General features: G+C 67.1%; 17 protein-coding genes and 1 riboswitch. Of the genes, 13 read left to right on the top strand and 4 right to left on the bottom strand.

Annotated features, from left to right (window positions below; genetic code table 11):
• Positions 1-66: 66 nt before the first annotated feature.
• The 10 genes from ACFCV3_RS09085 to ACFCV3_RS09040 all read left to right on the top strand — a co-directional run bounded on the left by ACFCV3_RS09085 (position 67) and on the right by ACFCV3_RS09040 (position 11,584).
• Positions 67-1,335, top strand: a complete 1,269-nt coding sequence (locus ACFCV3_RS09085; protein WP_376027848.1) for a hypothetical protein — start codon at positions 67-69, stop codon at positions 1,333-1,335.
• A gap of 112 nt (positions 1,336-1,447) precedes the next feature.
• On the top strand, positions 1,448-2,701 hold the full coding sequence (locus tag ACFCV3_RS09080; RefSeq protein ID WP_376027846.1) for a hypothetical protein: 1,254 nt from the start codon (positions 1,448-1,450) through the stop codon (positions 2,699-2,701).
• Position 2,702: 1 nt separating this feature from the next.
• Positions 2,703-3,983: a hypothetical protein gene (locus ACFCV3_RS09075; RefSeq protein ID WP_376027843.1), complete on the top strand. Its 1,281-nt coding sequence runs from the start codon at positions 2,703-2,705 to the stop codon at positions 3,981-3,983.
• Positions 3,984-3,994: 11 nt separating this feature from the next.
• On the top strand, positions 3,995-5,266 hold the full coding sequence (locus tag ACFCV3_RS09070) for a hypothetical protein (protein WP_376027842.1): 1,272 nt from the start codon (positions 3,995-3,997) through the stop codon (positions 5,264-5,266).
• Between the two features lies 1 nt (position 5,267).
• Positions 5,268-6,551, top strand: a complete 1,284-nt coding sequence (locus ACFCV3_RS09065) for a hypothetical protein (protein WP_376027839.1) — start codon at positions 5,268-5,270, stop codon at positions 6,549-6,551.
• A 236-nt stretch (positions 6,552-6,787) separates the two neighbouring features.
• The gene (pstS, locus tag ACFCV3_RS09060; RefSeq protein ID WP_376027836.1) at positions 6,788-7,915 is read left to right on the top strand and encodes a phosphate ABC transporter substrate-binding protein PstS; all 1,128 of its coding nucleotides are present in this window, start codon (positions 6,788-6,790) and stop codon (positions 7,913-7,915) included.
• A gap of 143 nt (positions 7,916-8,058) precedes the next feature.
• The gene (pstC, locus tag ACFCV3_RS09055; protein WP_376027834.1) at positions 8,059-9,207 is read left to right on the top strand and encodes a phosphate ABC transporter permease subunit PstC; all 1,149 of its coding nucleotides are present in this window, start codon (positions 8,059-8,061) and stop codon (positions 9,205-9,207) included.
• Complete coding sequence (pstA, locus tag ACFCV3_RS09050; protein WP_376027831.1) at positions 9,204-10,124, top strand: phosphate ABC transporter permease PstA; 921 nt, start codon at positions 9,204-9,206, stop codon at positions 10,122-10,124. The genes pstC and pstA overlap by 4 nt, the downstream gene beginning before the upstream one ends.
• Positions 10,125-10,145: 21 nt before the next feature.
• Positions 10,146-10,922 carry a phosphate ABC transporter ATP-binding protein PstB gene (pstB, locus tag ACFCV3_RS09045; RefSeq protein ID WP_376027829.1) on the top strand — a complete coding sequence of 259 codons (777 nt, stop codon included), beginning with the start codon at positions 10,146-10,148 and terminating at the stop codon, positions 10,920-10,922.
• Between the two features lie 104 nt (positions 10,923-11,026).
• Positions 11,027-11,584 carry a hypothetical protein gene (locus ACFCV3_RS09040; RefSeq protein ID WP_376027826.1) on the top strand — a complete coding sequence of 186 codons (558 nt, stop codon included), beginning with the start codon at positions 11,027-11,029 and terminating at the stop codon, positions 11,582-11,584.
• Positions 11,585-11,631: 47 nt separating this feature from the next.
• On the opposite strand, the gene ACFCV3_RS09035 is transcribed toward ACFCV3_RS09040, so the two are convergent.
• Positions 11,632-12,060, bottom strand: a complete 429-nt coding sequence (locus ACFCV3_RS09035; RefSeq protein ID WP_376027824.1) for a DUF2752 domain-containing protein — start codon at positions 12,058-12,060, stop codon at positions 11,632-11,634.
• 56 nt (positions 12,061-12,116) lie between these two features.
• Here ACFCV3_RS09035 and ACFCV3_RS09030 point away from each other — a divergent pair, with 56 nt between their 5' ends.
• Both ACFCV3_RS09030 and ACFCV3_RS09025 read left to right on the top strand, forming a co-directional pair.
• The gene (locus ACFCV3_RS09030; RefSeq protein ID WP_376027821.1) at positions 12,117-12,722 is read left to right on the top strand and encodes an RDD family protein; all 606 of its coding nucleotides are present in this window, start codon (positions 12,117-12,119) and stop codon (positions 12,720-12,722) included.
• Positions 12,723-12,736: 14 nt separating this feature from the next.
• A complete protein-coding gene (locus ACFCV3_RS09025) occupies positions 12,737-13,309 on the top strand; it encodes an RDD family protein (protein WP_376027818.1) in 573 nt (190 codons plus the stop codon).
• Positions 13,310-13,312: 3 nt separating this feature from the next.
• On the opposite strand, the gene ACFCV3_RS09020 is transcribed toward ACFCV3_RS09025, so the two are convergent.
• From ACFCV3_RS09020 to thiC, 3 genes are all read right to left on the bottom strand, one after another.
• Positions 13,313-13,870: a hypothetical protein gene (locus ACFCV3_RS09020; RefSeq protein ID WP_376027817.1), complete on the bottom strand. Its 558-nt coding sequence runs from the start codon at positions 13,868-13,870 to the stop codon at positions 13,313-13,315.
• Positions 13,867-14,469, bottom strand: coding sequence for a SatD family protein (locus tag ACFCV3_RS09015; protein ID WP_376027814.1), 603 nt, complete (start codon positions 14,467-14,469; stop codon positions 13,867-13,869). Before ACFCV3_RS09015 ends, ACFCV3_RS09020 begins: the two co-directional genes overlap by 4 nt.
• Before the next feature lie 259 nt (positions 14,470-14,728).
• The gene (gene thiC / locus ACFCV3_RS09010; protein ID WP_376027813.1) at positions 14,729-16,351 is read right to left on the bottom strand and encodes a phosphomethylpyrimidine synthase ThiC; all 1,623 of its coding nucleotides are present in this window, start codon (positions 16,349-16,351) and stop codon (positions 14,729-14,731) included.
• Positions 16,344-16,463, bottom strand: a riboswitch (TPP riboswitch). Its footprint overlaps the gene before it by 8 nt.
• A 30-nt stretch (positions 16,464-16,493) precedes the next feature.
• Between thiC and ACFCV3_RS09005 the strand changes: the two genes are divergently transcribed.
• Complete coding sequence (locus ACFCV3_RS09005; RefSeq protein WP_376027811.1) at positions 16,494-17,252, top strand: lysophospholipid acyltransferase family protein; 759 nt, start codon at positions 16,494-16,496, stop codon at positions 17,250-17,252.
• The last annotated feature ends 65 nt before the right edge of the window (positions 17,253-17,317 follow it).

Genomic DNA, 17,317 nt, shown 5'->3' with positions numbered 1-17,317 from the left:
AAGCTCCGTCCACTCACCGTCACGGCACCTGCTGCCGTGGCGGTGCGTGCTTTTGAAAGGCTTCCCATGCGTAGATTTGCCCTCGCGGCGACCGCCGTCGCCGCCCTCGCCACCGGTCTCCAGACGCCGGCTTTCGCCGCGGCCCCGGACACACCGACCGACCTCACCATCGGCTGGGCCGGCGAAGACATCCGCGTCACCTGGAAGGACGACAGCGTCCGCAGCGTCGTCTACATCGAGAAGGAAGGCGAGGCGCCTTTCATCGCGATGGCACTGCCGGAGACCGGGCCGAACGAGGCCCTGTTGAAGACGTACCAGTTCAAGGAATCCGACAAGACCCGGATCATCGTCAAGAGCGAAGTCGGCGACGTACTGAGTGCGGGCGCCGAGTCGGCGTGGTTCGACGCCAGCCGTCCCGCCGTACCGGCACTGAAGGACGCCAACCTGGCCGCGAACCTGACCACCACGCTGAGCTGGACACTCGGTGCGACCACGGACTCGACGCCGAACGACCCTCTCGACGTCGCGGGCAACGGATCCGTCAAGGCCACCGTGGACCTGCCAGGCACCGCCACCAGCAACTACACCTTCGCCACCGGTACGACGTCCGGCGTTGTACCGGCGCAGCCGCGGCCGGCGGCGATCCGGCTGAGCGCCACCAACGAATGGGGGTCAAGCGCACAGGACGCCAAGATCGTCCGCCTAGGCACCCTTGGTGCCGGGACCACCGTGCCGGCCTCGGCCGTGTACGGCGCGCGTCTCGGAATCAAGAGCACCCTCGACCTCTTCACCAGCGAAGGCCGCGAAGAGCGCGCCAGCGGGATCAAGGTCGAACTCCAGGCCCGCGCCAAGACCACCGACGCCTGGAAGACCTACGGCCGGTACGCCGGAAACACGACAGCCGCCTTCGACACCGGCATCGCCTCCCTCGGCAACCGCCAGTACCGGCTGTACGTCCCGGCCCGCAAGGTTGTCAGCGGCAACGTCATCGCCCTGACCCCCGCCGCCTCCACCTCGGCCAAGTCCTCCAAGACCCTGATCAAGTTCGTCAGCAAGGGCTTCACGCCGACCCACCCCGCGCGGCACGCCCGGGTGGACGTGTGGGCCAAGATCCAGCCGGCCGCCACCGTCCGCGGCACCCTGCAGGTCCTCCTCAAGGGCAAGTGGAGCAACGTCTTCCCGGTCCAGTTCCGGAACGGCTCCATGCTCGTGCACGCCAACACCGGCGCCGACCGTGGCCCCTACAGCTACCGCATCGCCCTCCCCGCCGTCACCGTCAACGGCCTCACCCTCAGCCCCACCACCAGCTCCCCCTTCCCGATCACCATCGGCTGATTGCACGAAGCTGCAACCGGTTCAACTTGCCTGATCCGCCAGTCCGTGCGCTACTTTTCCTGCACGTACTGGCGGCAGGGGTGACCACCAGGCGTTCTCACCTGGGGATCCCATGCGAAAACTCGCAGCCACCACCGCTGCCGCCGTACTCCTGACCGCCGGTCTGTCGACCCCGGCTATGGCTGCCGACCCGCCGCCGCCGACCGACGTACAGGTCTCATGGGCCGACGGCAAAGTTCGCGTCACCTGGGCGGACACCGGTCAGGCGAACATGGTTTACCTGACGTCCCCGGGTTATGCGTACCTCGCGGCCGAGCCGACCGCGGATGCGCCCAACGAGGTCCTGCTCGACCCCAGGAACATCCGGGACCAGGCCGAGATGCGGATCGCGCTCCGGACGATGGTGGACCGGCAGGAGAGTGCCTCGGCCAACAGCCCGGTATTCGACACTCACAGGGTGCCGAAGCCTACGATCCTCAGCGCCACGTCATTGTCCGGCAGCTCGGTGCGGATGTGGCTGAGGCAGGACGAGATCACGGACAAGAACCCGAACGATCCGCTGGATCACCCGGCCGGCGCGTGGCTGCGAGCCAGCATCAGCGGGCCGGCCGCCGGCGAACAGAGGGAGTTCCTGATTCCCAGCGGCACCAAGCAGGCTGACGTGCCGGTTCGGCCGGGCCCGGTGACGATCAAACTCTCCGCGAGCAACGAGTGGGGAAGCTTTCCGGTCTTCAGGACAGTGCGGGTCGGAACCATGCGAGTGTCCGCCGCGCTACCCGCGCGAGCGAGCTGGACCGGCTTCACCGTCAACGGCCAGGTGGAAATGTTCGGGCCTCCGGCCGGCGAAGGAGTCCCCGTCACCATCCACGCGCGCCCGAACGCGTCAGCTCTGTGGAAGACAATCTCCGGCACCAGCGCCGAGAAGTCCGGTCCGATCCTTCCGGCCGCACTCGGTCCCGCCGGTGGTCGGGAGTACCGGCTGTGGGTGTCGGAGACCGGGTTCTTGAGGGATGACACATTCCTACTGACCCCGGCCGCTTCGACATCGGCGAAATTCGTGCGGACGAACGCATCCATCAACCGCGCGGAGTTCTTCCCGACGAGGGCGCCTGCGGGCACCACAGTGAAGCTGATCGTCCACGTGGAACCGCAGCTGCCCATGAAAGCTGCCCTGCAGAAGTGGGACGGCAAGCAGTGGCGTTACCTGCGCGCGGTCCAGCTGGACGCCAACGGGAATGCCACCATAGCGATGCGCGCCCCGCTCCGAGGGACGGCGAAGTATCGGATCGCCACGCCCGCGGTGAAGGTCAACGGTCTGCCGGTGGACTTCAGTACCAGCCTCCCCTTCGCCCTGACGGTCCTCTGACATGCGCAAACTCACGGTCCTCGCGGCTTCCGCCGTACTGCTGACTGCCGGCTCGGCCACGCCGGCCTGGGCAGCCGTGCCTACGGCGCCGACCAACGTGCGGGTGGCCTGGGCCGGTGACAGCATTCGGGTGACCTGGGAGGACCAGGGCGAGGCCAACGTCATCAAGCGCCGGTACGGCGGTCGGCCGGTCGAGGCCGCGGTCACGACGGCCGAGCAGGTCAACGAGGTGCTGTTGCCGCCGGACTTCGACGAAAGCGCCGACGTACAGATCTCGGTCGAGTCGAAGTCCGACGGGCAGACCAGCGGTCTGGGCGTGAGCCCGCGCTTCGACACCTTGCGGCCGGCCAAGGCCACTGTGATGGGTGCGAACATGCTGACCGACCTGTCAGTGCGGCTGATGTGGAACCGGCCGACGAGGGACGACCCGTATCCGGACGATCCGCTGGACCGCCCGGACACGGAGTGGTTCAAGGCAACGGTCACCGGGCCGGGTGCCGGGCAGACGGAAGACTTCTCGATCCCGCTCGATCCGCAGACCACCGGCTTCACGGTCCCGGCCCGGCCCCGACCCACGACCATTACGCTTGCTGCCGGCAACGAATGGGGTACGACGCCCGGTGACGGGCCGCGGGTTCGGGTCGGCACGATACGCGTCGGCGCCGTCATGCCGGCACAGCAGGTCTACAACCGGGACATCCAGTTCGCTGCCACGCTGCACCGCTTCTTCTGCGCCTGCGCCGCAACACCGGACCCGGATCCGATCCAGGTCGACCTGCAAGCCCGCCCGAACAGCTCAACACCTTGGAAGACGGTCATCTCCAACAGCCGCCCCAACGGTCAGGAGATCCCGCTCCCCACTCGGTCACTGGGCAGTCGGCAGTACCGGCTGTGGGTGCCGTCGTACACGCGGTACTACGACGATGGCCACGCGATCGAGGTCACGGCCCCCGCCTCGACGTCGGCGAGAACCTCGCTCACGCTGGCGCATTTCGGCAAGGTCGGGATCTTCCCGGCATCGGCGCCGGTGAGTGCAACCGTCAAGCTGATCGTGCAGCTGTCACCGCAGGTCGACATGAAGGCCGCCTTGCAACGCTGGGACGGCAAGCAGTGGCGCTACGCCCGCGAGGTACGCCTCACCAAGGGCCACGCCGACATCGCCATCCGCGCCGCCGGCCGCGGCACCACCACGAAGTACCGGATCCTCACCCCACGCGTGATCGTCAACGGCCTCCCCACGGAGCCCAACACCAGCGCCCCCTTCACTCTCACCGTCCGCTAGGAACTCAGCACATGCGCAAAACACTGGCCACGACGGCCGCCGTCGCCCTCCTCACCGCCGGTCTGTCCGGCACCGCCTGGGCCGCTGCCCCGGACGCGCCGACCGACGTACAGGTCTCCTGGACCGAGGACGGCAAGGTCCGCGTCACCTGGAAAGACAACGGCGAGGCCAACACGGTCGCAGCCGTCTTCCCGGACACCGGGTACGGCCTCGACCAGCCGACGGCCGATGCACCCAACGAGCTCGTGTTCGAACCAAGGGTGCTCCAAGAGGCGCCCAAGGTCCGCATCTCGGTGCGGACGGTCGGAGCAGACAAGGAGCTGAGCGAGCCGGTCCGCAGCCCGCTCTTCGACACCCACCGCGTGCCCACACTGCGCATCAACAAAGCCCAGTCGCTGTCCACCACCTCGGTGCGCGTGTGGTGGGAGCGGGATCCCTTCGTGGACGAGACTCCGAACGATCCGCTCGACCAGCCGACCGGCACCTGGGCGAAGGCGACCGTGACTGGTCCGGCCGCGAGCCAGCAGACCGAGTTCGTGGTGCGAGGTGGCGTGTCGACGGCCGACGTGCCGGTACGCCGCGGTCCGCTGACGATCAAGCTCTCCACGGGCAACGAGTGGGGCCAGACACCGGCCGGTGAGTACCAGACCGTGCGCGTCGGAACGATGAGCGTGACCTCGACCCTCTCCGGGCCGGGCCGTTGGACCCAGACCAGCTGGAACACCAAGCTGCTGGCCAACTTCCCCGAGATCATCCGCAACGAGGTGTTCGAGGTCGAGGTCCAGGCCCGGCCGAACAGCTCCAGCCCCTGGAACAAGGCCGGCCGGAACGGCGGCCAGATCGACGGCAAGGTCTTCTACCCGTCCGCCGGTGCAGCCGGCGGCCAGGAGTACCGGCTGTGGGTCCCCGCGGGTCAGCTCTACCGCGGCGACGTCATCCTGCTCACACCGCCGGCCTCGACCGCGGCGCAGTTCGTGCGGAAGTACGCCGACATCGGCACCGGACACGCAGCGGACACGGCACAGGTGGGCGTGACCGTGCATCGGACGATCATTGTCGCGCCTGGCCTTCCGCTCAAGGCCGCACTGCACAAATGGGATGGCAAGCAGTGGCGCTACGTGCGCGCCGTCCAGCTCGACAGCAAAGGCAAGGCCGACGTGGCGATCCGCGCCGCCGGCCGTGGCACCACCCAGAAGTACCGCATCGCGACCCCGCCGGTGAAGGTCAACGGTCTACCGGTCGAGCTCAGCACCAGCCTCCCCTTCACCCTGAAGGTCGTCTGACATGCGCAAACTCATCGCCACCGCCTCCACCGCGGCCCTGCTCACCGCAGGCCTCGCCACCCCGGCCTGGGCTGCGGCTCCGGACGCGCCCACCGACGTACAGGTCGCTTGGATCGGTGACAAGATTCGCGTGACTTGGAAGGACAACGGCGAAGCGAACGTCGTCCGGGCGGAGTACCTGAACGAGGGCCAGAAGAACATCAAGGCCACCACGGCCGCCGGTGCGGACAACGAGGTCCTGATCGCCAGGAACCTCATCCTCAACCGCGACCGGATCCAGCTCACGGTCGACGCGAAGGGCGCCGACCAGAGCGTCAGCCCGGCCGCCGCGAGCCCGCTGTTCGACGCGCTGGTTCCGGTGTACCCGATCATCGAGGACGCGGATCTGCTGGCCGACGGATCAGTGCGGCTGAACCGATGGACGCAGCCCGCGATCCAGGACGCGACTCCTGGTGACCCGCTGGATCGGCCCGCGTCGGACGGCTACCTCGGAGCCCAGGTCGTCGTACCGGGCTCACCGGCGAAGGAGCGGATGCTCATCCCGGCCGGTGCGACGTCGTTCACGGTGCCGCCGCGCCCGCGACCGGCCACCATCACTTTGTACGCCGGGAACGAGTGGCGGGAGTCTTCCCTGCACCTCGAGGGTCACGGGCGAGAGCGCAAGGTCGAGGTGGGCACGATGGCGGCGTCGTTCTCGGTGCCCGCGATGGGGGTCTACAGCCATTACCTCGACATCAAGACCACTCTGAAGTCCAACCTGACGAACTTCGGCCCGCCTGTCCAGTTGCAGGCCCGCCCGAACAGCGCGTCACCGTGGAAGACGTACGGCCGGTACAACGGTGAAGTGGGCGATACCTTCGACACCGGGATGGCATCCCTGGGCGAGCGTCAGTACCGGATCTGGGTGCCGCCGGCGAAGGAGGTCACAATGCTGGCGATCAAGCTGACGCCAGCCGCGTCCACGTCCGCGAAGTCCTCGAAGACGATCGCCAAGATCTACACCCGCGGGATCGTTGCCTCGAAGGCGCGGGCTGGGCGGATGGTTGGACTGAAGGTGCAGGTGCAGCCGGCGATAGACATGAAGGCCGCGCTGCAGAAGTGGGACGGCAAGCAGTGGCGATACGTGCGCGAGCTGGCGCTGAAGGCGGGGGTGGCAAGCATCCAGTTCCGCGCCACGGCACCGGCCGGGACGACCCGGTACCGTGTCCTCACTCCGCCGGTGAAGGTGAACGGGCTCCCGGTACTGGCCACCAGTACGTCGTACTTCACTTTGACCGTCTACTAAGTGAAACGCTGAGCGTTACCGGAACGTGAGCAAACGCCTGTTTCTGTCTACGGAGAGTGACGGGCGTTAACTCAGTTCACCTGATGGCCGCCTGGTGGCACGCCGGGCGTCGTTTACGGTGCTGGAACCGTTCACCGGTCGTTTACCGACGACGGACCGGGCAGTCACCTGGTCTCCCTACCGTCTGTGGAAGTTCAGAAGTCTGATTCCCGCAGAAGGGCAACACTCTCGTGTTCGTGAATCGTCTGGTCCGCGTCGGCTCGGTCGCCGTGGCATCCCTCGGTGTGCTCGCTCTGAGCGCCTGTGGCAGTGACCCGGAGCCGTCCGGCTCCTCGAGCCCGAGCACGGGTTCCTCCTCGACCGGCGCCGAGTGCCCGCAGGGCACGCTGAACGCCGAGGGCTCCTCGGCGCAGAAGAACGCGATCGAAGAGGTCATCAGCAAGTACAACGAGACCTGCGACAAGGTCACGGTGAACTACAACCCGACCGGGTCCGGTGCGGGGATCAAGCAGTTCAACAACGGCCAGGTCGACTTCGCCGGTTCGGACTCGGCGCTGAAGACCGAGGCCAAGGACGGTGGCGAGAGCGAGGCCGCCCAGGCCGCGAAGCGCTGCGCGACCAACGCGGCGCTGAACCTGCCGATGGTGATCGGCCCGGTCGCGATCGCCTACAACGTCGACGGGCTGCCGAAGCTGGTTCTCGACGGTGCGACCGCCGCCAAGATCTTCCAGGGGACCGTCAAGACCTGGAACGACCCGGCGATCGCCAAGCTGAACGCGGGCGTCACGTTGCCGTCGGCCCCGATCTCGGTGTTCTTCCGTTCGGACGAGTCCGGCACCACGGAGAACTTCACCAAGTACCTGAAGGCTGCCGGTGGTGACGCCTGGAAGGGTGAGCCGGCCAAGAAGTGGACCGGTACCGGTGCGGGCAAGGAGAAGTCCGCGGGTGTCGCCGAGGGCGTCAAGAGCACCAAGAACTCGATCACGTACGTCGAGTGGTCGTACGCCGTCGACAACAAGCTCGGCGTCGCCCAGATCGACAACGGGTCGGGTGCGCCGGTCGAGCTGACCGCCGAGACCGCCGGTAAGGCGCTGGCCGCCGCGAAGCCGGCCGGTACCGGGTCCGACCTGTCGATGAAGCTGGACTACGCGACCAAGGAGGCGGGTGCCTACCCGATCATCCTGGTCACCTACGAGATCGCCTGCAGCAAGGGCCTGCCGGCCGAGAAGACCGCGCTGGTGAAGAGCTTCCTGACCTACTTCGCCGGCAAGGACGGCCAGGGCGCCCTGACCGAGCTGAACTACGCGCCGCTCCCGGAGGAGATCCGGACCAAGGTCGACGCGGCCATCCAGACGATCAGCTGATCCAGCCGATCCGCTGACGAAGAAGTTGCAGTGAGGCGAGCCCCGGCCGGTTCCGAGTTCCTCGGAGGACGGCCGGGGCTTCGCCGCGTCATCCCGCACCGCGCACAGCCCCACGACGACCCCAGGCGCTTGGAGCACCATCAATGAGTAGTCCAGACGGCACGGAACCGCCCGACCGGCCGGCGGAACCACGGATCGAGGACCTGGTCGAGACCACCGGCCCGGCCGCCGTGCACTTCGAGACGTTGACCGACGAGCAGGACGACGGGCGCCCGGCGGCCCCGGAGCCGGAGCAGAGCAAGGAGAAGCTCGAGCTCGGCCCGGTCGGTCACCTCGGCGACCGGCTGTTCTCCGGCCTGGCCCACGGATCCGGCGGCCTGGTGGTCGCGATCGTGGCGTTCGTCGGCATCTTCCTGCTGGCGCTGGCGATCCCCTCGCTGGCCGACAACAACACCAGCTTCCTGTTCTCCCGCGTCTGGGAGCCGGGCGGCTCCGATCCCAAGTTCGGGATCGCGGCGCTGTTCTACACGACGATCATCAGCTCGATCATCGCGATGCTGATCGCGGTACCGATCGCGATCGGGGTCGCGCTGTTCGTCACGTACTACGCGCCGCGGCGGATCGCCACCCCGGTCGCGCACGCCGTCGACCTGCTGGCCGCCGTACCGTCGATCGTGTACGGCCTGTGGGGTCTGCTGTTCTTCGCCCCGATCCTGCTGCCGGTGATCAACGGCCTGTCCGACGCGCTCGGCTGGATCCCGGTGTTCGAGAAGCCGGTCGGCGACAACGTCGGCGTGATCTTCACGATCTCGGTGGTGCTGGCGATCATGATCCTGCCGGTGGTCACCGCGATCAGCCGGGAGATCTTCGCGCAGACGCCGATCGCGCATCGCGAGGGCGCGCTGGCGCTGGGCTCCACCAAGTGGGAAATGATCCGGATGGCGGTCCTGCCGTACGGACGCTCCGGTGTGACGAGCGCCGCGATGCTCGGTCTCGGCCGGGCGCTCGGTGAGACCGTCGCGGTGATGATCATCCTGACGGTGCCGAACGGCAACGACCCGTGGAACTCGTCGATCTTCTCCGGTGGCGAGACCTTCGCGTCGAAGATCGCCAACAACGCGGCCGAGTTCGACACCCCGGAGAAGACCGGCGCGTTCATCGCGGCCGGCCTGGTGCTGTTCGTGGTGACCTTCCTGGTCAACTCCGCGGCCCGCCTGATCGTCGCCCGCAGCGCCCCGGGCGCCAAGCGCCCGCGCCGCACCCGCCGTGCAGGAGAAGGAGCGTCAGTATGACGGCCATCGTCGAGAACAAGCCGGCGTACGACGGCAAGGAACTGGATCTCACCGGTAAGTCCGGGGCCCGTGCCTTCAAGAACGTCCTGGCGACCGTCCTGATCGTTGCGGCCTTCGTGATCGCGCTGATCCCGCTGGTCTGGATCCTCTGGACTGTTATCAGCAAGGGCTATCACCTGCTGCTGAGCGCCGACTGGTGGAGCCAGTCGCAGCGCGGTGTCACCGTCCGCCGCGAAGGTGGTGGCGCGTACCACGCGATCATGGGCACGTTGATCATGGCGCTGATCACCGCCGTGATCGCCGTACCGATCGCGATCATGGGCGCTGTCTACCTGGTCGAGTACGGCAAGGGCACCAAGGCCGCCCGCGCGGTCAGCTTCATGGTCGACATCCTGACCGGTGTCCCGTCGATCGTGGCCGCCCTGTTCATCTACGCGGTCTGGATCACGGTCTTCGGCTTCAACCGGGTCGGCTTCGCGGTCTCGCTGTCGCTGGTGCTGCTGATGCTGCCGGTCGTACTGCGCTCCACCGAGGAGATGCTGAAGCTGGTCCCGGACGAGCTCCGGGAGGCGTCGTACGCGCTCGGGGTGCCGAAGTGGAAGACGATCCTGAAGGTGGTCGTGCCGACCGCGTTCGGCGGCATCGTCACCGGCGTGATGCTCGGTCTGGCCCGGGTGATGGGTGAGACCGCGCCGCTGCTGATCCTGGTCGGCTACTCCAAGAACATCAACCTGAATCCGTTCAACGGCTTCATGGGTGCCCTGCCGACGATGATCAACCAGGACCGGACCGAGCTGGCCCTGCAGCCGGCCGCGGACCGGGTCTGGTCGGCGGCCCTGACGCTGATCCTGCTCGTCCTTGCCCTCAACCTGCTGGCCCGGCTGGTTGCCCGGTTCAGCACCATCAAGTCGAAATAGTCAGAGAGGTTCTGAGTCGATATGGCTAAGCGCATCGAGGTCAGCGGCCTCAACGTCTACTACGGCGATTTCAAGGCCGTCGAGGATGTGTCGATGACGATCGAGCCCCGCTCGGTCACGGCGTTCATCGGCCCGTCCGGCTGCGGCAAGTCCACCTACCTGCGGACCCTGAACCGGATGCACGAGGTGATCCCGGGGGCCCGCGTCGAGGGCAAGGTGCTGCTGGACCAGCAGGACCTGTACGCGACCGGTGTCGACCCCGTCGCCGTACGGCGGGTCGTCGGCATGGTGTTCCAGCGGCCGAACCCGTTCCCGACGATGTCGATCTTCGACAACGTCGCGAGCGGCCTGAAGCTGAACGGTGTCAAGGACCGCAAGAAGCTCAGCGAGGTGGTCGAGGCGTCCCTCAAGGGTGCCAACCTGTGGAACGAGGTCAAGGACCGCCTGGACAAGCCGGGTGCCGGTCTGTCCGGTGGTCAGCAGCAGCGGCTGTGTATCGCCCGGGCGATCGCGGTCGAGCCCGAGGTGATCCTGATGGACGAGCCCTGCTCGGCCCTGGACCCGATCTCCACACTGGCGATCGAGGACCTGATCGAGAAGCTCAAGGACCGGTTCACCGTGGTGATCGTCACGCACAACATGCAGCAGGCGGCCCGGGTCTCGGACCAGACGGCGTTCTTCAACCTGGCCGCGACCGGTAAGCCGGGCCGGCTGATCGAGATGGCGGCCACCAAGCAGATCTTCTCGAACCCGACCGAGAAGGCCACCGAGGACTACATCACCGGCCGCTTCGGCTGATCACGGAGAATCACGTACCCCTGCCGAGCGGCGGGGGTACGTGACCCTGAACCCGTGGCCCAGATAGTCTGCGGGGATTCTTCGATGTCTCAGAAGGGACTGTGGTGAGCACTCCGACGCCTCCCGGCGATGACCAGAACGACCCCCAGGACACTCCTGGCCAGACTCCGGGCGGCCAGCCGGGGCAGTACGGCCAGCCTGGCTACGGCCAGCAGCAGCCTGGGTCCTACCCGGGTCAGCCCGGCCAGTACGGCCAGCAGCCCCCGCAGCAGCCTGGCTATGGGCAGCAGCCTGGTTACGGCCAGCAGCCGCCGCAGCAGCCTGGCTATGGCCAGCAGCAGCCCGGTTACGGCCAGCAGCCCGGCCAGCCGGGTCAGCCGGCAGCCGGTGGCTACGGCGCCTACCCGGGCGGCCAGAACGCCGGCTACGGCTACGGTGCACAGGCTGCGCCGAGCAACACCCCGATGATCCTGTCGATCATCGGCATCGTCTGCTGGTTCTGCTGCTCCCCCGCCGCGATCGGCCTCGGCCTGTTCGCGCAGAGCAAGTACCGCGAGCAGGGCCAGTCGGACACGCTGGCCAAGGTGGCCTGGATCGGCGGTATCGCGTTCCTGATCCTCGGCATCATCGGGTACGCCACCGGTCTCGTCAGCCGCCCCTGACGTTCACGCTCGAATGGCGCCGGGTAGCACTCGCTACCCGGCGCCATTCAGTTGAGGTTGCGAGCGACGCCGTACACGATCAGCAGTGCGATGACGGCCTTGACCAGCCAGTCGACGACGCGCGGGCTCATGGTGAGCCGTGGCAGCCGGACCAGCCGCAGGGCATCCAGCGCCCACGCCAGCAGCTGGTAGCCGACTGCGAGACCGATCAGCGGTCCCAGCACCAGTACGACGGGGTTGTAGTGCCAGGCGGCGTTCAGATCGCCACGTAGTAAGGCGGCAGCCATCCGGGTCGATCCACAGAGTGGACAGTTCAGACCGGTCGTGGCGTGCAGAATGCACGGGATGCCGAGCCCGGTCAGCTGGTAGACGCCGGCGAGCGCGAAGCCGCCGACACCGACCAGCGCGAGCCCCTGCACCCGTCGGTCCACCGGCACGACCGGTCCCGTGGGGCGAAGTACGACGCCATCACTCACCGCACCACAGTAACCTGCCTTGCAGCCCGCAGTAGAGCACCCGAGAGGAACCGCAGGTGACCACCCCTCCGTCCGGCCCGTACGACGGGTCCACGCCACCCGGTCAGCCCAACCAGTACCCGCCTGGTCAGCCGAACCAGTACCCGCCGGGCCAGCCTGGTGGGCAGCTCCAGCCGGGTGGGCACATCCAGCCGGGCTACAACCCTTATGGGCAAGGCCCTTCGGGGCAGGGCAACTACCGCTACGCACTTCCCGGCGAGCCGGTCGGCTACACGACGCGGGTGGGCGCATCCCTGATCGACGGCTTCGTGCAGGGCATTCCGGCGGGGATCGGGCTCATCGTCACGATCGCGATGCACACCTCGGATGCCGCCGGCACCCCGCTGTCCCTGGGCTTCCTGGGCAGCGGGGTGATCTGGTTCCTGAACCGGGTGATCCAGCAGGGCCGCACCGGCCAGTCACTCGGCAAGAAGATCACCGGCACCCGGATCATCAGTATCCAGACCGGTGAGCTGATCGGCTTCGGCCCGAACCTCGGCCGCGAGATCTGCGCCTACTTCTTCAACTACATCTGCTTCATCAACCTGCTCTGGCCGTTGTGGGACGAGAAGCAGCAGACCTGGCACGACAAGATCGTCAACGACATCGTCGTCAGCACCTGAGACAGGACACACAGATGACCACACCGTTCCCCCCACCTGGCAGCAACGACCCGTACGGCGCGAGCCAGCGACCCCAGGACACCCACCAGCCGCAGTGGGGCCAGCAGCCGCCGCCGTACGCGCAGCCGGCCAACGAGTGGGCCCCGCTGGCGGAGTGGCTGCCGCGGGTCGGCGCGTCGCTCATCGACGGGCTGGTCCAGGGCCTACCGCTTGCCATCGGCTACATCTTGTTCATCGTGAACGTCTTCAGCCGGGCAGACCTGGAGAACGACGCCCCGCAGGCCTGGGCCGTGATCGTGTTCCTGCTCGGCATGGGGATCACCTTCGGCCTGTGGCTGTGGAACAGGGTGTTCCGCCAGGGCAACACCGGCCAGAGCATCGGCAAGAGCGTGCTGAAGATCCGGCTGATCGACGGCGTCTACAACCAGCCGGTCGGTCCGGGTAAGGCGCTCGGCCGTGAGCTGCTCGCCTGGGTCTTCAGCTACGCCCCACTGATCGACGTACTGTGGCCGCTCTGGGACGAGAAGAAGCAGACCCTGCACGACAAGGTGCTCAACACGTACGTCGTGGTCGACACCCAGCGTTAGAGGTCAGTGCGACAGCAGGAAGCCGGCGCAGGTGACTGCCCAGAGCACACTGGTGAAGCTGCCGATGATGAAGCGCTCGGCGACCGCCTGTGGTGTGACGGAGGCGGGCTGGTCCGGACTGCGGAGCTCGGGGTAGCGGGCCAGCCCCTTGATCGCCAGCACGATGGCCAGCCCCTCCGGCCAGCCGGCCACCAGGGCGGCGAAGATCGCACCACGCTCGAGTGAACCGATCAGTGCGCCGCCTCGCAGCACCTCACCGGCCTTCTGCGTCGACTGGGCCCGAGTGTTGCCTCGGTCCACCAGAGCGAGCACAGAGGTCGTCAGCGGGCCGCCTCCGGTCACTGCGAGGCCTCCGGCCAGCAGGAGCAGGACATTCCACCAGCGCTCCGGCCAGGACGCCACACCGTCGCCGGAGAGCAGCACCAGGCCGACAGCGACGCCACAGGCCAGCATGATGCCGCTGAGCACGATCTCCAGCGTGGCACCTTCCGACTTCGGCACCCAGGCCAGTACGGCGAAAACGAGACCGACTGCCGTGAGCGCTAGGACAAGTGCCGTCACGCAGCGACCTCGGCGCGGCTGAGCAGTTCGGCCGCCAGCAACCGGCCACGCTGCTCCTCGGCCACTCCGGCCGCCTGGGCCCGTTGGGTTACCGCAGATTGACTGATCCCCAGTTTCACGCCGATCTCCCGTCGTGTCAGTCCCTCGGCCAGCAGGTCGGCAACGGCCCACCCGCGGTCACTGCGCCGGCGCAGCACCGATGCCATCAACCAGAGCACAGTCTCCACCTGATCGGCCAGCTGGGCGTCGGCGCCACACACATTGACATGGTGCGGGCTGTACTTCGCCTTGGTGACCGCGTCCCGGGCATACACGAACGCATCCCCGTTACCCGCCCTGGTACTGCGCGGGAGCGGCTCGATCACCTCGCCGATCCCGAGCCCGACGTACCAGCAGTCGCGGCGGAGCAGCTCGACGACCAGATCGATCGTTGCCTTGGCCTCCGACAACACGCCCTGGACCTCGTCGCCCGCGGTCCGCTCGAACTTGCGGATCAGCCCGGGCCACCGGGGTCTGCGGTTCAGACTGTTCAATAGCTCGGGTACGAGATCGCCGCTGATTCTGCTGCCGCGCTGATCTACCGTGAGAACGAAGAGCACTGTCCCGCACCTCCTTCCAACGGAGTTAAGGCTACAGTCTTATTCACGCTGAGTGAAGGCAAAAACCTGAATCGGTTCACCCAGTCACTCTCGGTGATCACCCCGCAGGACAGCTGATTCCCCAATTCTCCGCTCAATCGGGCCACTTCGGCATCTCGACACACGCCGGGATTTCACAGCGCGTAAGGCTGAAAAGCCCGGTTTTCGTGCGAAAAGGCCCCCAAAACCGCTTCAGACAGCGGTTTCGGGGGCCGGTGAGTCAGTCGGCCAACGGTAGGTAGAGCTTGCTGTCTCCTGCCTTGAAGGTCTCGGACATCTCGGTGAGGCCGGCCTCGATCGCTTCGGTCGAGGTCAGGCCGTGCTCTTCGGCGTAGGCGCGGATGTCCGCGGTGATCCGCATCGAGCAGAACTTCGGCCCGCACATCGAGCAGAAGTGTGCGGTCTTGGCCGGCTCGGCCGGCAGGGTCTCGTCGTGGTAGGACCGCGCGGTGTCAGGATCCAGCGAGAGGTTGAACTGATCCTCCCAGCGGAACTCGAACCTGGCCGTCGACAACGCGTCGTCCCAGGCCTGTGCGCCCGGATGCCCCTTGGCCAGGTCGGCAGCGTGGGCAGCGATCTTGTAGGTGATCACACCGGTCTTGACGTCATCACGGTCCGGCAGCCCGAGGTGCTCCTTCGGCGTGACGTAGCAGAGCATCGCCGTACCGAGCCAGCCGATCTGGGCCGCACCGATGGCGCTGGTGATGTGGTCGTAGGCCGGTGCCACATCGGTTGCCAACGGCCCCAAGGTGTAGAACGGCGCCTCACCACACAGCTCTTCCTCGAGCCGCACGTTCTCCGCGATCTTGTGCATGGGCACATGTCCCGGGCCCTCGATCATCACCTGTACGTCGTGCTCCCAGGCGATCTTGGTGAGCTCCCCCAGCGTGCGCAGCTCGGCGAACTGGGCGTCGTCGTTCGCATCCGCGATACATCCCGGGCGAAGTCCGTCACCGAGCGAGAACGTCACGTCGTACTCACGCAGGATCTCGCACAGCTCGGCGAAATGCGTGTACAGGAAGGACTCCTGGTGATGCGCGAGGCACCACGCGGCCATGATCGACCCACCGCGCGAGACGATGCCGGTGATCCGCCGCGCGGTCAGCGGCACGTACCGCAGCAGTACGCCGGCGTGCACGGTCATGTAGTCGACGCCCTGCTCGCACTGCTCGATCACCGTCTCGCGGTAGACCTCCCAGTTCAGTGCGGCCGGGTCGCCCTTCACCTTCTCCAGCGCCTGGTAGAGCGGGACCGTCCCAATCGGAACCGGCGAATTCCGCAGGATCCACTCGCGGGTCTCGTGGATGTTCTTGCCGGTGGACAGATCCATCACGGTGTCCGCGCCCCAGCGGGTGGCCCAGACGAGCTTCTCGACCTCGTCCTCGATCGAGCTGCTGACGGCGGAGTTGCCGATGTTCGCGTTCACCTTCACCAGGAACTTCTTGCCGATGATGGTCGGCTCGCTCTCCGGATGCCGGCGGTTGACCGGGATGACGGCCCGGCCGCGGGCCACCTCGGACCGGACGAACTCCGGATCCATGTTCTCCCGCAGCGCGACGTACCGCATCTCCTCGGTGATGGTGCCGGCTCGCGCATGCGCGAGCTGGGTCAGGTTCGCCCGGCCGGCGATCCACTCGCGCCGGAGCGCGGGCAGACCGGCCTGTACGTCGATCTGCGCGGTCGCGTCCGTGTACGGCCCGGACGTGTCGTACAGGTCGAAGTGCTCGCCGTTGGTGAGGTGGACACGACGCGCCGGGACACCCAGCTCGCCGCGATAGATCTTCTCGGAGCCCGAGATCGGGCCGGTGGTGACAGTCGGTCGTACGGTGCCGATGGTTGTCACTTGATGTGCTCCCTACGCCGGAATTACCCGGACAGGTTCGGCGGTCGGCGGCGCCGGATTCCTCCAGCCGCCCTCTCAGCCCACTACGGTGCGAGCTCCCGCGATCTCCAGTTATCGGCAATACCTTAGTAGAGTTCCGACGATGCGCGACTTTGTGTATCCGCCGGTGGTCGGAATCGCCCGTACGGCGTTCAAGGTGCTGGATGTGAACTTCCAGCTCTCCGGGACCGAGAACGTGCCCCGGACCGGCGGTGCCGTGATTGCGCTGAACCACATCAGCTACGTCGACTTCGTTCTCGGCGGGTACGGCGCTCTGCCGAGCAAGCGGCTGGTCCGGTTCATGGCCAAGGAAGTCCTGTTCCGCAACCGCTGGTCCGGTCCGCTGATGCGTGGGATGCACCACGTCCCGGTGGACCGCGGTGCCGGCGCGGCGTCGTACGAGCAAGCCCTGCGGCTGCTGCGCGCCGGTGAGGTGGTCGGCGTGTTCCCGGAGGCGACGATCAGCCGGTCGTTCGAGCTCAAGGAGTTCAAGTCCGGCACGGTCCGGATGGCCGCGGAGGCCGGCGTACCGGTGATTCCGCTGATCCTGTGGGGCACCCAGCGGATGTTCACCAAGGATCACCCGAAGGACTTCTCCCGGCACCGCACGATCGCGATCACGGTCGGTACGCCGATGACCGTGAGCACGGACGACGACCCGGTCGCGGCGACCGCCGTACTGCGCTCGACGATGGCCGAGATGCTCGACGACACCATCCGTGCCTACCCGGAGCAACCGCCCGGTGCCTGGTGGTTGCCGGCCTCGTACGGCGGCTCCGCGCCCACGCCCGAAGAGGCCGACCGGATGGATCGTGAGGAGCTGGCCCGCCGGGCGGAGCGTCGGCAAGAACCGCGTCAATAACGCCGCCTTACCCCGGACAAGGCCTTGACCTCGGCGGTCTGCGACGGTACGAAGGGCACTTGTTG

This window comes from Kribbella sp. NPDC056345 (genome assembly GCF_042262745.1).
GTDB lineage: Bacteria > Actinomycetota > Actinomycetes > Propionibacteriales > Kribbellaceae > Kribbella.
Note: the sequence above shows the minus strand (reverse complement) of the source record. Positions and strands in the feature narration are given on the sequence as shown.